Source organism: Pseudoxanthomonas sp. 97-1-1 (genome assembly GCF_057773125.1).
Genome location: NZ_JBYMTJ010000002.1, coordinates 252,939 through 266,659, shown reverse-complemented (window position 1 = coordinate 266,659; position 13,721 = coordinate 252,939). Strand labels below are relative to the sequence as shown.

Sequence of the window (13,721 nt, the reverse complement as noted above, 5' to 3'; positions counted from 1 at the left end):
GGCCAACGGCAAGCAAGCGTCTGGCTGCCACGTTGAGGGCCCAGTCGCCCGAAGCCTGAACTAAGCCAACCCACGTCGAAACCTGGCGCTACGAGAGCGGGTGGTCCTTGTCCTCATCCGCTGGAAGCACCTGTAGAAACAAAGGCCCACGTTAGCGGGCTGCTGATAAGTGTCGCTTCGGAACTGCGCTGGAGGCTTTACGGATGCGAAGAGACGACGTCGAATTGAAGAAGTTCTTAACATCTATCCAATGATGCAGACGGTGACGAATCCAGAGTTCGAGGACTCAAGGTCGGACTGCAAGCCGATCGGATTAGAAATGATCTTGCCACTGTCCCAAATAAGGCAGAAGAGATGCTTGCAATCTTTGTGATTTCGGTAATTTGCGATATCGATAATCAACTGCTCGCCAACCTGTTTCTGCCCGAGCCCTTTGCGAGTCATCTTCACTTCTACGACGATCGATGCCTCTTTAATAAGAAGATCCAATCTCTTTGATGAACCCGCATATGAAGGGCACCACTCCTCTGGCCTAATGTCGTCAAACTCCAACTTTAGGATGGAGTGAAACAGATCTTGGACGTCATATTCGTCATTGACATTCAGTGTGGATCGAGGCTTTCCGCCTTCGTTGCGCCTGCGCAAAAGCTGCATCGCAACCGTAGGTAGACGTGTGGCCAGGCGCTTGACCCGCTCCAAAGGCGCTGAGCGAACTGCTACGACATCTGTGGAGAGAGAGAGGCCATGATCTATGGCCTCACGGACTTCCAGATTGATCTTGTGCGCGTAGCTGATCGCATCATACCGTGGCACTTTCAATTCATGGAGGATCCGGTCTATTTCTGCCAGCTGTCTATCTGCCAAGTCGCGAAGGCCGGTCAGTGCACTGAGCAGTAACGACGGAGATGCATAACCCTTTGGAATAGAGAGGTCCCAGTAGTTATCTCCAATGTTGTGAACAATGTTGCGTATTGCTTGGATTACTTCGCTCTCTCCTTCGAACTTGGGCGGATAGCTGGAAGATCCAGCATCACGCATCATCTCGAAGTAGTCCTCCTGATGGGAGTGAAAGAAATCAGTCAGGTACTTTATAGTCGGTTCAAGATTCACGATATTTGACGTCCGTTGATTGACGGCCAACACGAATGTAAACCGCAGATGCCTTCTTCGCCTTTAAAGCCTCCGCGAACTTGATCTATATCCAACGGCAGATCCACGAAGTCTCTCCAAAGCATGCCAACCATCCATAGTCGGATCCGTTTGGCTTGGCTATATGACTATCCACAGACCAGCGTATGGTGGGCTGTCCCCTTGATACGGCTCGATCTTAGGGCGGCTGGGTCCGGCTAACAAGCCGACGTGTAACCGGTCCCAGCGAGCTGCGCAGCCCGCGCTTCAAGAGCGTCCGGGAAGCATTGAAGGATGTCTATTCTGAGTCGTAAGCAGCCAAGTGGCCGAAGCCGGCACTAAGCCGACTTACGCCACAACGTCGATTTCGCGCTCGGATGCATCACATCCGCATCCATTGGAAACACCTGTAAAAACAAAGGCCCGCGTTAGCGGGCCTTGTTTGCTGAAGCTTGTAAGTGTCGCTTCGGAACCGCGCTGGAGGCATTACGAATGCGCCGCTCTACCAACTGAGCTATTCCGGCGGAGCCGCGAATTTTAGGGGCTGGGGTGGGGGCGGGTCAATGTGGGGGTGTTGGGGATGGCGTGTACGCCGTTGGGAAGCCAGGAGGGAGCGTTGCTGAAGACTCCTTGTTCTCGTGCCCCGCACGCATTTCGGTTCACCAATGATCGCCACTCCCTGCCCTCCCTAATCGCGGCGAAAGAACCGTGCCCTACACCAGAAAAATCCATCCACGCAAAAGATGAGCAATCCCACATAGATGAGATACCCAAACCAGGGCGCCACGAACATCGACATGACCGCACCGATGACGAAAATGCAGATCCCCACCAGCGACCATGTCCTTCGCAGAAAGCTGACCTCGTGCATCGCTATTCCCCTAGCCAAGGATGTACCAAGCGTTAGATACGGAGCCCTTTTTTAAAAATGAGCGCAGACCTGAAGTAATGTCTCCGCTTGTATGGGGTGGATCCGCCCCACCCTCCACTTCGACGCGCTCGGGGCGGCAATCCCGCCCCCGCTCGAAGACTTCCATGTCCCGTATCGCGGATCACCCGCATTGAGGATCGCCGCGGGGAGCGGCGCATACACGATGCGCTGTCCCAAGCGTTGGGCGCGACCCCAGCCCCTTCCAGATCAAGCACTGCCGTGCCCCATGTCAGCCGCTTCTCATAACGGGTGACGTCCCTTAAGCCGGGGCTGGTCGGCCCCTATCCTCCCACGGGAGGCATTCGCTCACAGCCCACGACCACCCTCACCCTCCTGCCCCAACACCTCACGCAACCGCCCGTTCTCCTCCACCACACGCCCATAAGCACGGAACAACGACCACGTTCCCCACACGCCCAGCACCAGGGCATGGGCGAACGGGATGGCGGCCAGCGCCATCAGCGAGGCCAATGCGGTTGCGTCGAGGGTGCGTACGTAGGGAATGGCCATCAGCCCCTGGTTGATCAGGGCGGTCACGGTGGAGATGGTCAGCAGGCCGAAGCTGACGTGGCGGAAGCGGCGCCATGCGCGCCACTGCAGCACCAGCGCCACGACGCTGTACACCAGTCCGGCCACGATGAAGACCCAGCTGAGGATCATGTAGACGGGCATGCAGGCTCCTTGCCTGGGGGCGGTGACGGGGTTTTATCACGTGGATGTGCGCTTGCTCGACCGCACATGAAAAGGCCCCGCAGTGCGGGGCCTTCTGTTTTCCGGGCGGGCTGTGTGTCAGCCGTTGCTGCCGCTCGAGCCGACGGGTTCGTCGGGCGAGGCGGTGCGGTTCCTGCGGACGAAGCGCTGCGAGAGTTCGCGGCGGGCTTCATCCACGCCCTTGTCCTTGCCGGCCACCTTGATGACGCCGTAGACCTCCAGCGAGGCGGCCATCAAGTCGCTGCCAAGGGCGAGTTCGGTGTCGGCGGCGCGTTGCATCAGATGGGCGAGCCGGGCGGCGCGCGGGCGCAGGGCTTCGAGGGCCAGGTGGTCGTGGCGGAAGGCCTCGAAGTCGAAGTCGCGCGGCATCAGGCCGGCGTGTTGTTGGGCGACGGCCAGTGCGCTGGTGCAGAAGGCGCGGGATTTGTTGCCCATCTTCACCAGGTCGGAGCGTTCGTCGATGGTGAGGGCGATCAGGAGGTCGAGGTCGGCTTCGAGGGCGGTCAGGGAGCCGTCGATGCGTTCCAGGCGGTCGGCTTCGAACATCATGCTGATGCGGTTCTGCGTCATGTGATTGCGTCCTTTCAGGTTGTACCGGCCGGGTCCGGCCGGCATGGGCAGCCTACTGCCGCCCGCCCGTGTTGCGACGCCCTACCCCGCTATTGGAGTAGTTCTCACACTGCCCCGCCCGATTGCCCCGAAAAGAGTGTCGCGACACCGAAAAACATCCGGCGTTGGATGTAAAAGGGGGAACGTTGGATGTTTGTGTGAGAAGAAACACCGAAAAACAAGGAACGTTCCACCTTAGTGAGAGAAGAAACACCGAAAAACATCCAACGTTGGATCTTTGTGTGAGAAGAAACACCGAAAAAGACGGAACGTTGGGCCTTGGTGTGAGAAGAAAGGCCGAAAAACATCCAAGGGTGGATGTTTGTGTGAGGAGAGAGCCCGGATAGGTTCAAACGCCTCCAGTACTCACTTGCGGTTCCTATTAGCAAAAAACCTCCATTGCCAGTGCGCCACTGGAGCACACGCTTATATCGACTTCCACGCCAGTCGAAAGCGGTCGTACCGTGCGGTGACTAGCAGATGAGAGGCAACTATGTGAGTCGACACCCCCTAATCCTGATAGACTTGAGACGATCTACAACGACTTTGAAATGCAGAGAACTATGCCGTGAGCACCGAACCGTGGGTCACCGCCGAGGTCGTCGCCCAGCACTTGGGTGTAGCCAAGGACTCCATCTATCGCTGGCGGGAGCGCAAGGGCCTGCCTGCGCATCGTGTCGGACGGCTATGGAAATTCCAGCTCTCCGAGATAGATGAGTGGGTGCGCGCCGGGGGCGCAGATGAAGACAAGACTAACGATTCCAAAGGAAACCAACCATGACCAGTGCGCAACAGCGCGCCGCCCTGCACCGCCAGATCTGGGCCATTGCCAATGACGTGCGCGGCGCCGTCGACGGCTGGGATTTCAAGCAGTACGTGCTGGGCGCCCTGTTCTACCGCTTCATCAGCGAGAACTTTGCCGCCTACATCGAAGCCGGCGACGACAGCATCCGCTATGCCGAGCTGGCCGACGACGTCATCACCCCCGAAATCAGGGACGACGCGGTCAAGACCAAGGGCTACTTCATCTACCCCAGCCAGCTGTTCGCCAATGTGGCTGCTCGCGCTCACAGCAACGAGAAACTCAACACCGACCTGGCGGCGATCTTCGCGGCCGTCGAAAGCTCCGCCAGCGGCTACGCGTCCGAGCACGATATCAAGGGCCTGTTCGCCGACTTCGACACCACCAGCAACCGCTTGGGCAATACCGTCAAGGACAAGAACACGCGTTTGGCGCATGTGCTCAAGCGCGTGGCTGAACTGGATTTTGGCCGCTTCGATGCCGCCCATATCGAGCTGTTCGGCGACGCCTACGAGTTTTTGATCTCCAATTACGCCGCCAATGCCGGCAAGTCCGGCGGCGAGTTCTTTACGCCGGTGCATGTCTCCAAGCTGATCGCCCAGCTTGCCATGCACAAGCAGGCCAGCGTCAACAAGATCTACGACCCGGCATGCGGTTCCGGGTCGCTGCTGCTGCAGGCCAAGAAACATTTCGACGCCCACGTCATCGAGGACGGGTTCTTCGGCCAGGAGATCAATCACACCACGTACAACCTGGCGCGGATGAACATGTTCCTGCACAACATCAACTACGACAAGTTCAACATCCAGCTGGGCAACACCCTGACCGACCCGCACTTCGGCGGCGATAAGCCCTTCGACGCCATCCTCTCCAACCCGCCCTACTCGGTGAAGTGGATCGGCAGCGACGACCCCACCCTGATCAACGACGAGCGCTTCGCCCCGGCCGGCGTGCTGGCGCCCAAGTCCAAGGCCGACTTCGCCTTCGTGCTGCACGCGCTCAGCTACCTGTCCAGCAAGGGCCGCGCCGCCATCGTCTGCTTCCCCGGCATCTTCTACCGCGGCGGCGCCGAGCAGAAGATCCGCCAGTACCTGGTCGACAACAACTATGTGGAAACGGTGATCGCGCTGGCGCCCAACCTGTTCTACGGAACCACCATCGCCGTCAACATCTTGGTGCTGGCTAAGAACAAGACTGACATTCGCACCCAGTTCATCGACGCCAGCGGCCTGTTCGACAAAAAGACGAATAACAACGAACTGTCCGAGAAGCACATCGAGCAGATCATGGCGGTGTTCGACAGCAAGGCCGAGGTGGACCACTTCGCGCGCTCGGTGCCGCTGGAGCGCATCGCCGGCAACGACTACAACCTGTCGGTGAGTAGCTATGTCGAAGCCCGGGACACCCGCGAGGCGGTGGACATCGCCGCGCTCAATTCCGACCTGAAGACCACCGTGGCCCGTATCGACCAGCTGCGCCGCGAGATCGATGCCATCGTCGCCGAGATCGAGGGCGCGGAGGCGGAGGCATGAGCGGGATGGACTATCTAGATCGGCTGCTCGATGGTGCAGATGTTCTAGAAAGGCCTCTGGGCGATGTGGCCGAAATTAAGCGCGGCACGTCGATCACTCAGAAGGACGTAACACCCGGCGATGTCCCGGTGATCGCAGGCGGACGCACACCCGCCTATTACCACAGCGCCAGCAATCGCACGGGTGAAACGATCGTTATTGCAGGATCAGGGGCATATGCGGGCTTCGTCAGCTGGTGGGACCAGCCAATCTTTGTATCCGACGCATTCACTGTAAAACCCCGCGCGGAGTTGCTGCCGAAATATTGCTTTTACTGGCTTGAGGGCATGCAACAGCAATTGCATGAACTGAAAAGTGGTGGCGGCGTCCCTCATGTCTACCCACGAGATGTGGCGCCCCTGCAGATCCCCATCCCCTGCCCAGATAATCCTCAGAAATCGCTAGCCATCCAGGCCGAAATCGTCCGCATCCTGGACGCTTTCACCGAGCTGACCGCCGAGCTGACCGCCGAGCTGACCGCCCGCAGAAAACAATACAACCACTACCGCGACCAGTTGCTTCGGTTTGAAGACGCAGAGGTAGAGTGGCAGCCGTTGGGGGATATCGGCGAGTTTATTCGCGGCAAGCGTTTCACCAAGGCGGATTACGCCGAAGAGGGCATTAGCGTCATCCACTACGGTGAGATATACACAAGGTATGGCGTATGGACCGATCGAGCATTCTCAAAGGCTCGTTTCGATCTGGCCGATTCGCTGCGCTACGCCAAGCCCGGTGACGTCGTCATCGCAGGCGTCGGGGAAACGGTAGAGGACGTTGGCAAGGCCGTTGCGTGGATCGGCAAAGAAGACGTAGCCATTCACGATGACAGTTACGCCTTCCGCCACCCAATGAACCCGAAATATATTTCCTACGCGCTGCAGACAGCCTCGTTTGCGGCAGAAAAAGCGAAGCACGTATCTCGCGGAAAAGTTAAAAGATTGCTGATTGACGGAGTGGCTAAGGTCCGCATACCAATACCGTACCCGGGTGACACTGAAAAATCGCTGGCCGAACAAGCACGCATCGTCGCCATCCTCGACAAGTTTGACGCACTGACCAATTCAATAAGCGAAGGCCTGCCGCGCGAGATCGTGCTGCGCCAGCAACAATACGCTCACTACCGCGACCTGCTGCTGAGCTTCCCCAAGCCGGAAGAGGTGGCGAGCTGACATGGGCAAGACGTTGACCGAAATCGCCCAGCAGCTGAAAGACGCCAACAAGAAGGTGCAGCTGATCTATGCCTTCAACGGCTCAGGCAAGACGCGCCTTTCCCGGGTGTTCAAGCATCTTATCTCGCCGAAAGGGGAGGGCGGCGACGAGATCGATCAGGTTGAGCCGCCCCGCAGCAAGATCCTGTATTACAGCGCTTTTACCGAAGACCTGTTCTATTGGGACAACGATCTGGCGCAGGATGCAGAGCATAGGCTGAGGATCCAGCCTAATTCCTTCACAGGCTGGCTGCTCACGCTTTTGAGGGACCTTGGGCAGGACGGCAACATCGTCCGCTGTTTCCAGCAGTACACCAACGACAAGCTGACACCGCATTTCAGCGACGATTTCTCCGAGGTTACTTTCTCCCTTGAACAAGGAGACAACGAAAGTTCCGGCAGCCTTAAGCTTTCCAAAGGCGAGGAAAGCAGCTTCATCTGGAGTGTCTTCTACACGCTGCTGGACCAAGTAGTCAGCACGCTCAACGTCCCTGAGCCTGAAAATCGTGAAACCCCAGAGTTCGACCGACTGGAGTATGTCTTCATCGATGACCCAGTAAGCTCTCTGGACGACAACCACCTTATCGAGTTAGCCGTCAATCTCGCGGGACTGATCAAGAGCAGCGAGTCCAACCTCAGGTTTGTCATCACGACGCACAGCCCTCTCTTCTACAACGTGCTCCACAACGAACTTGGCCTGAGTGCCAATGGCAAGAAGGAGGGCTGTTACCTGCTGGAACGGTTCGAGGACGGCAGTTTCAACTTGAATGTGAAGTACGGTGACTCCAACCGGAGCTTCTCTTACCACCTTCATCTAAGGAAGGTCCTTGAGCAGGCTATCGCCACAGACCAGGTCGAGCGCTACCACTTCACCCTGCTGCGCAACCTATACGAAAAGACCGCCAGCTTCCTCGGGCATCAGCGGTGGTCGGAACTTCTTCCCGATGACCGACAGACCTATTTCAACCGCGTCATCCAGTACACCAGTCATAGCACGCTCTCCAGTGAGGCGGTTGCCGAGCCCACAGGGCCGGAAAAGCAGACGGTTACGTTCCTCCTTAATCATCTGATCAACACCTACGGCTACCTCCAGCAGCAGGACTTCCAGAATGGCTGAATACCTGACGCCCATTGCCGAGTCCAACAACTTCATCGTTCTGGACAAGTACACCCGCGAATGGAAAGTCGCAGAGGGATACCAAAGCGAGGACGCGCTGGAGCGCGAGTTCATCCAGGACTTGGTTGCCCAAGGCTATGAGTTTCTGCCCGGTCTGAACACCCCAGAGGCCATGCTCGCCAATGTGCGTGCGCAATTGCAGGTGCTCAACGGCGTTCAGTTCTCCCACGGCGAGTGGCTGCGCTTCGTAGAGACCTACCTGGACAAGCCGAGCGACGGAATCGTCGAGAAGACCCGCAAGGTCCATGACGACTACATCCACGACTTCGTGTTCGACGACGGACACATCCAAAACATCTATCTGCTGGACAAAAAGAGCATCGCCCGCAACAAGCTGCAGGTGATCAAGCAGTTCGAGCAGACCGGCAGCCACGCAAACCGCTACGACGTGACAGTGCTGGTCAACGGCCTGCCGCTGGTGCAGGTGGAGCTGAAGAAGCGCGGCGTGGCCGTCCGCGAGGCCTTCAACCAGCTGCACCGCTACAGCAAGGAGAGCTTCAACAGCGAGCAATCTCTGTACAAGTACCTGCAGCTGTTCGTGATCTCCAACGGCACCGATACCCGCTACTTCGCGAATACGACCAAGCGCGACAAGAACAGTTTCGACTTCACTATGAACTGGGCGAAGGCGGACAATGGCCTGATCAAGGACCTGAAGGACTTCACCGCGACCTTCTTCCAGAGGCACACGCTGCTCAACGTGCTGCTGCATTACTCGGTGTTCGACGTCAGCAACACCCTGCTGGTGATGCGTCCCTACCAGATCGCCGCCACCGAACGCATCCTGTGGAAGATCAGGAGCGCCCACGAAGCCAAGGCCTGGAGCAAGCCGGAAGGCGGCGGCTACATTTGGCACACCACCGGCAGCGGCAAGACCCTGACCAGCTTCAAGGCCGCGCGCCTGGCCACCGAGCTGGACTTCATCGACAAGGTGTTTTTCGTGGTGGACCGCAAGGATCTGGACTACCAGACCATGAAGGAATACCAGCGCTTCTCGCCGGACAGCGTCAACGGTTCGGACAGCACCGCCGGCCTCAAGCGCAACCTGGACAAGGACGACAACAAGATCATCGTCACCACTATCCAGAAGCTCAACAACCTGATGAAGAGTGAGGGAGACCTGCCCATCTACGGTAAGCAGGTCGTATTCATTTTCGACGAGTGCCACCGCAGCCAGTTTGGCGAGGCACAGCGGAACCTGAAGAAGAAGTTCAAGAAGTTCTATCAGTTCGGCTTCACTGGCACGCCGATCTTCCCGCAGAACGCGCTGGGCGCGGACACCACCGCGAGCGTGTTCGGCCGTGAGCTGCACTCCTACGTAATCACCGACGCCATCCGCGACGAGAAGGTGCTCAAGTTCAAGGTCGACTACAACGACGTGCGCCCGCAGTTCAAGGCCATCGAAAGCGAGCAGGACGAGAAGAAACTCAGCGCCGCCGAGAACAAGCAGGTCCTACTGCACCCCGACCGCATCCGCGAGGTCAGCCATTACATCCTGAAGAACTTCCGACAGAAGACCCACCGCCTGCAGGCCGGCGCCAAGGGCTTCAATGCCATGTTCGCGGTGAGCAGCGTCGACGCAGCCAAGCTCTACTACGAGGCGTTCAAGACCCTGCAGCAGGACAGCGACAAGCCGTTGCGGGTGGCGACGATCTTCTCGTTCGCCGCCAACGAGGAGCAGGACGCCATCGGCGAGATCCAGGACGAGAGCTTCGATGTGTCGGCCATGAACAGCAGCGCCAAGGAGTTCCTGGGCGCGGCCATCGCCGACTACAACGCGCTGTTCAAAACCAACTTCAGCGTGGACAGCAACGGCTTCCAGAACTACTACCGCGATTTGGCCAAGCAGGTGAAGGCCAAGGAGATCGACCTGCTGATCGTGGTGGGCATGTTCCTGACCGGCTTCGATGCGCCCGCGCTCAACACCCTGTTCGTGGACAAGAACCTGCGCTACCACGGCCTGATCCAGGCGTATTCGCGCACCAACCGCATCTTCGACGCCACCAAGACCTTCGGCAACATCGTCACCTTCCGCGACCTGGAACAGGCGACCATCGACGCCATCACCCTGTTCGGCGACAAGAACACCAAGAACGTGGTGTTGGAGAAGAGCTACAGGGAGTACATGGAAGGTTTCACCGATGCGGTGACCGGCGAGGCGCGACGCGGCTTCGTGGAGGTGGTGCGGGAGCTGGAGCAGCGCTTCCCCGACCCCGCCGCCATTGAAAAGGAGACGGACAAGAAGGCCTTTGCGAAGCTGTTTGGCGAATACCTGCGTGTGGAGAATGTGCTGCAGAACTACGACGAGTTCGCCAGTCTGAAGGCCCTGCAGGGCGTGGACATGGGCGACCCGGCCGCGGTGGAGGCGTTCAAGGCCGCCCACTATCTGAGCGACGAGGACCTGGCGACGCTGCAGTCGATCCGGTTGCCGGCCGAACGCAAACTCCAGGACTACCGTTCGACCTACAACGACATCCGCGACTGGCTGCGCAAGGAAAAGGCCGCCGCCGAGAAGGAGCAATCCACCATCGACTGGGATGACGTGGTCTTCGAGGTGGACCTGCTCAAGTCGCAGGAGATCAACCTGGACTACATCCTGGAGCTGATCTTCGAGCACAACAAGAAGACCCGGAGCAAGGCTGAGCTGGTGGAGGAAGTGCGCCGGGTGATCCGCGCCAGCCTAGGCAACCGCGCCAAGGAAGGCCTGCTGGTGGACTTCATCAACCAGACCGATCTGGACCCGATCAGCGACAAGGCCAGCGTGATCGAGGCCTTCTTCACCTTCGCCCAGGCGGAACAGAAGCGCGAGGTGCAGGAGCTGATCACCGCCGAAGGTCTGAATACTGAGGCGGCTAGACGCTACATCGCTAACTCACTCAAACGGGAATTTGCCAGCGAGAACGGCACCGAGCTCAATGCGATTCTGCCCAAGATGAGCCCGTTGAATCCGCAGTACTTGTCAAAGAAGCAGACAGTGTTCCGACAGATCGCCGCTTTCGTGGAAAAGTTCAAAGGGGTTGGCGGTCAGGTCTAAGGGCGGCCACTCCGTCGCCGCGGCGACGATGCGCTGCCCCCTCAATCCCTCAACTTCAACGTCGGGTTCTCATCGATCGTGCCGTCTTCGTTGACGACCACGTAGCGGTCGCCGGCGCGGTTGAACAGCACCGGGATGGGGATCTTGAAGAGGGGGCGGCGGATGAACTTCAGGCGCCAGTGGAAGGTTTCCATCGTGTGGATGGTGGCCTGCTGCTGCGGGGTGAGGCCGGCCAGCAGCGTGGCGTCGTCCATCTTCGGCGCGCCCTTGCGGCGCTCCGGCGTGCGGGGAGACATGCCCGGGGTGTCCGGGTCGGGGGTGTCGCGGGGGCGATGGGGATCCGTCATCCGGTGGGGGGCTCCTGATGGCGTGGAACGGGAACGTGCATGCCGCTGTGGCGGCCGCTTTACCTTCTATCGGCCGGGCTCAAGGGAACGTGAGGACCGCGTTGTGTCGCGGAGAGAGCGTTCAGGGAAGGGGGTTGGCTGGCGCGGGAAGGTCTCGCTTGCCCCTCATCCGCCCTTCGGGCACCCACCCCGGCCGGGCGAAGCACGCCCGGCGTTCCGACGATCGCGCGGCATGCCGCGCAAGCAGATCGTCTTCACCCCCGCCCGCGGGGAGAAGGATATGCGGCCGTCAGGCGCGCAGGACGAGCGTGGGGGTTTCGTTGAGGGTGCCGTCTTCTTCGATCACCACGTGACGCGTTGCGTCACGATCGAACAACACCGGGATGGGCGCGCAGAACAACGGGCGGCGCACGAAGGCCAGGCGCCACTGGAAGATCTCCAGCGCTTCCAGCGTCATCAACTGCGCGGGCGTGAGGCCGGCGCGCAGGTCGGCGGCATCCTGCGCTGCGGTGGATTTGCGGCGCTCGGGCGCGCGCGGGGCCGCCGCCTTGGGGGCGGAGGCCTGCCAGGGACCATTGACGACGGAGGCGTGGGCAGCGGTGCGATGCATGGGGGTGGGGGCTCCAACAATTGCGGGTGACATCTGTTGCTACTAACGGCCACGGGCGGCCGCTATTTAGGGTGATGTCCGCGATGCAAGGCGTGTGCCGGAATGTGGGGCGCGCAAGAAAAAAGCCCCGCGTGGGCGGGGCTTTGTCGGTGGTGATGGATCGCGCTTGCCCCTCATCCGCCTTCGGCACCTTCTCCCCGCTTGCGGGGAGAAGGAGAAGGATGCGCCCCGCTTACGGGGAGAAGGAGAGCATGCGCCCGCGTTGCGGGGAGAATCCCTCAGGCGAACGGGTCCTGCAGGACCATGGTGTGGTCGCGGTCGGGACCGGTGCTGACGATGGCGAGCGGGCAGCCGGACAGTTCTTCCAGTGCGCGCAGGTAGGCACGCGCGGCCGGCGGCAGCTTGTCCCACTCGGTGACGCCATGGGTGTTCTCGTCCCAGCCCGGGAATTCCAGGTACACCGGCGTGCACTCTTCCCACCCGCCCGCATCCAGCGGCGCGTACTCGGTGCGTTTGCCGCGGTATTCGTACGCGATGCAGATCTTCAGCGTCTTCATGCCGTCCAGCACGTCCAGCTTGGTGATGCACAGGCCCGAGATGCCGTTGATGGCGACGGCGCGCTTCAGCGCAACGATGTCCATCCAGCCACAGCGGCGCGGACGGCCGGTGGAGGCGCCGTATTCCTGGCCGCGGTCACGGATGCCCTGCCCGACTTCGTCGTCCAGCTCGGTCGGGAACGGGCCACCGCCCACGCGCGTGGCGTAGGCCTTGCAGATGCCCAGCACGTAGTCGATCGCGTCCGCGCCCACGCCGGTGCCGGCGAACGCGCCGCCAACGGTGGTGTTGGAGCTGGTGACGTACGGGTAGGTGCCGTGGTCGATGTCGAGCAGCGCACCCTGCGCGCCTTCGAACAGTACGCGCTTACCCTGCTTGCGCAGGTCGTGCAGGATGCCGGCCACGTCGGACTTCATCGGCTGCACGTATTCGCCGAAGGCGAGTGCTTCGTCGTAGGTCTTCTGGAAATCGACCGCGTCCACGCCCAGGTACTTGGTGAGCACGAAGTTGTGGTAATCCAGCGCGGTGCGCAGCAGTTCTTCCAGCTGCTTGGGGTAATGCAGATCGGCCACGCGGATGCCGCGACGCGCCACCTTGTCTTCGTACGCCGGACCGATGCCGCGGCCGGTGGTGCCGATGGCCTTGCCGCCGGCAGCCTTCTCGCGCGCCTGATCCAGGGCGATGTGGTACGGCATGATCAGCGGGGTGGCCGGGGAGATCTTCAGGCGCGAACGCACTTCCACGCCGGCCGATTCCAGTTCGTCGATTTCCTTGATCAGCGCGGCCGGCGACAGCACCACGCCATTGCCGATCAGGCACAGCGCGTCGGGGCGCAGGATGCCGGACGGGATCAGGTGCAGGACGGTCTTCTTGCCCCCGATGACCAGCGTGTGGCCGGCATTGTGGCCACCCTGGAAACGGACGACGGCTCCGATTTCCTCGGTGAGCAGATCGACGATCTTGCCCTTGCCTTCATCGCCCCACTGGGCGCCGAGAACGACGACTGATTGACCCATGACGGGTAACTCCTCGATTGTT

The 13,721-nt window shown here is 60.0% G+C and carries 11 protein-coding genes; 5 read left to right on the top strand and 6 right to left on the bottom strand.

Annotated elements, in window-relative coordinates:
• Positions 1 to 243 precede the first annotated feature (243 nt).
• The 3 genes from AC3DET_RS08425 to AC3DET_RS08415 all read right to left on the bottom strand — a co-directional run bounded on the left by AC3DET_RS08425 (position 244) and on the right by AC3DET_RS08415 (position 3,340).
• Complete coding sequence (locus AC3DET_RS08425; RefSeq protein ID WP_488391330.1) at positions 244 to 1,110, bottom strand: PD-(D/E)XK nuclease domain-containing protein; 867 nt, start codon at positions 1,108 to 1,110, stop codon at positions 244 to 246.
• A 1,255-nt stretch (positions 1,111 to 2,365) separates the two neighbouring features.
• Positions 2,366 to 2,731, bottom strand: coding sequence for a hypothetical protein (locus tag AC3DET_RS08420; RefSeq protein WP_488391329.1), 366 nt, complete (start codon positions 2,729 to 2,731; stop codon positions 2,366 to 2,368).
• Between the two features lie 117 nt (positions 2,732 to 2,848).
• Positions 2,849 to 3,340 (bottom strand): hypothetical protein, encoded by a 492-nt coding sequence (locus tag AC3DET_RS08415; RefSeq protein ID WP_488391328.1) that lies wholly within the window; start codon positions 3,338 to 3,340, stop codon positions 2,849 to 2,851.
• 607 nt (positions 3,341 to 3,947) lie between these two features.
• Between AC3DET_RS08415 and AC3DET_RS08410 the strand changes: the two genes are divergently transcribed.
• From AC3DET_RS08410 to AC3DET_RS08390, 5 genes are read left to right on the top strand one after another with little or no spacing between them, the layout of a single operon-like run.
• Complete coding sequence (locus AC3DET_RS08410; RefSeq protein ID WP_488391327.1) at positions 3,948 to 4,160, top strand: helix-turn-helix domain-containing protein; 213 nt, start codon at positions 3,948 to 3,950, stop codon at positions 4,158 to 4,160.
• Positions 4,157 to 5,713, top strand: coding sequence for a type I restriction-modification system subunit M (locus AC3DET_RS08405; RefSeq protein WP_488391326.1), 1,557 nt, complete (start codon positions 4,157 to 4,159; stop codon positions 5,711 to 5,713). Before AC3DET_RS08410 ends, AC3DET_RS08405 begins: the two co-directional genes overlap by 4 nt.
• Positions 5,710 to 6,921: a restriction endonuclease subunit S gene (locus AC3DET_RS08400; RefSeq protein ID WP_488391325.1), complete on the top strand. Its 1,212-nt coding sequence runs from the start codon at positions 5,710 to 5,712 to the stop codon at positions 6,919 to 6,921. The genes AC3DET_RS08405 and AC3DET_RS08400 overlap by 4 nt, the downstream gene beginning before the upstream one ends.
• A 1-nt stretch (position 6,922) precedes the next feature.
• The gene (locus AC3DET_RS08395) at positions 6,923 to 8,077 is read left to right on the top strand and encodes an AAA family ATPase (protein WP_488391324.1); all 1,155 of its coding nucleotides are present in this window, start codon (positions 6,923 to 6,925) and stop codon (positions 8,075 to 8,077) included.
• Complete coding sequence (locus AC3DET_RS08390) at positions 8,070 to 11,171, top strand: HsdR family type I site-specific deoxyribonuclease (RefSeq protein ID WP_488391323.1); 3,102 nt, start codon at positions 8,070 to 8,072, stop codon at positions 11,169 to 11,171. The genes AC3DET_RS08395 and AC3DET_RS08390 overlap by 8 nt, the downstream gene beginning before the upstream one ends.
• A gap of 41 nt (positions 11,172 to 11,212) precedes the next feature.
• Here AC3DET_RS08390 and AC3DET_RS08385 read toward each other — a convergent pair whose 3' ends face one another.
• The 3 genes from AC3DET_RS08385 to AC3DET_RS08375 all read right to left on the bottom strand — a co-directional run bounded on the left by AC3DET_RS08385 (position 11,213) and on the right by AC3DET_RS08375 (position 13,699).
• Entirely contained in the window at positions 11,213 to 11,518 is a 306-nt protein-coding gene (locus AC3DET_RS08385) for a hypothetical protein (RefSeq protein ID WP_488391322.1), read from the bottom strand.
• A gap of 289 nt (positions 11,519 to 11,807) precedes the next feature.
• Entirely contained in the window at positions 11,808 to 12,128 is a 321-nt protein-coding gene (locus tag AC3DET_RS08380; protein ID WP_488391321.1) for a hypothetical protein, read from the bottom strand.
• 278 nt (positions 12,129 to 12,406) lie between these two features.
• A complete protein-coding gene (locus tag AC3DET_RS08375) occupies positions 12,407 to 13,699 on the bottom strand; it encodes an adenylosuccinate synthase (RefSeq protein WP_192201543.1) in 1,293 nt (430 codons plus the stop codon).
• Between the last annotated feature and the right edge of the window lie 22 nt (positions 13,700 to 13,721).

Bases quoted from the DNA above. Each gene is read 5' to 3' on its own strand.
- AC3DET_RS08420 (WP_488391329.1), bottom strand. From the start codon at position 2,731: ATGCCCGTCTACATGATCCTCAGCTGGGTCTTCATCGTGGCCGGACTG.
- AC3DET_RS08395 (WP_488391324.1), top strand. From the start codon at position 6,923: ATGGGCAAGACGTTGACCGAAATCGCCCAGCAGCTGAAAGACGCCAAC.
- AC3DET_RS08400 (WP_488391325.1), top strand. From the start codon at position 5,710: ATGAGCGGGATGGACTATCTAGATCGGCTGCTCGATGGTGCAGATGTT.
- AC3DET_RS08390 (WP_488391323.1), top strand. From the start codon at position 8,070: ATGGCTGAATACCTGACGCCCATTGCCGAGTCCAACAACTTCATCGTT.
- AC3DET_RS08385 (WP_488391322.1), bottom strand. From the start codon at position 11,518: ATGACGGATCCCCATCGCCCCCGCGACACCCCCGACCCGGACACCCCG.
- AC3DET_RS08375 (WP_192201543.1), bottom strand. From the start codon at position 13,699: ATGGGTCAATCAGTCGTCGTTCTCGGCGCCCAGTGGGGCGATGAAGGC.
- AC3DET_RS08415 (WP_488391328.1), bottom strand. From the start codon at position 3,340: ATGACGCAGAACCGCATCAGCATGATGTTCGAAGCCGACCGCCTGGAA.
- AC3DET_RS08380 (WP_488391321.1), bottom strand. From the start codon at position 12,128: ATGCATCGCACCGCTGCCCACGCCTCCGTCGTCAATGGTCCCTGGCAG.
- AC3DET_RS08405 (WP_488391326.1), top strand. From the start codon at position 4,157: ATGACCAGTGCGCAACAGCGCGCCGCCCTGCACCGCCAGATCTGGGCC.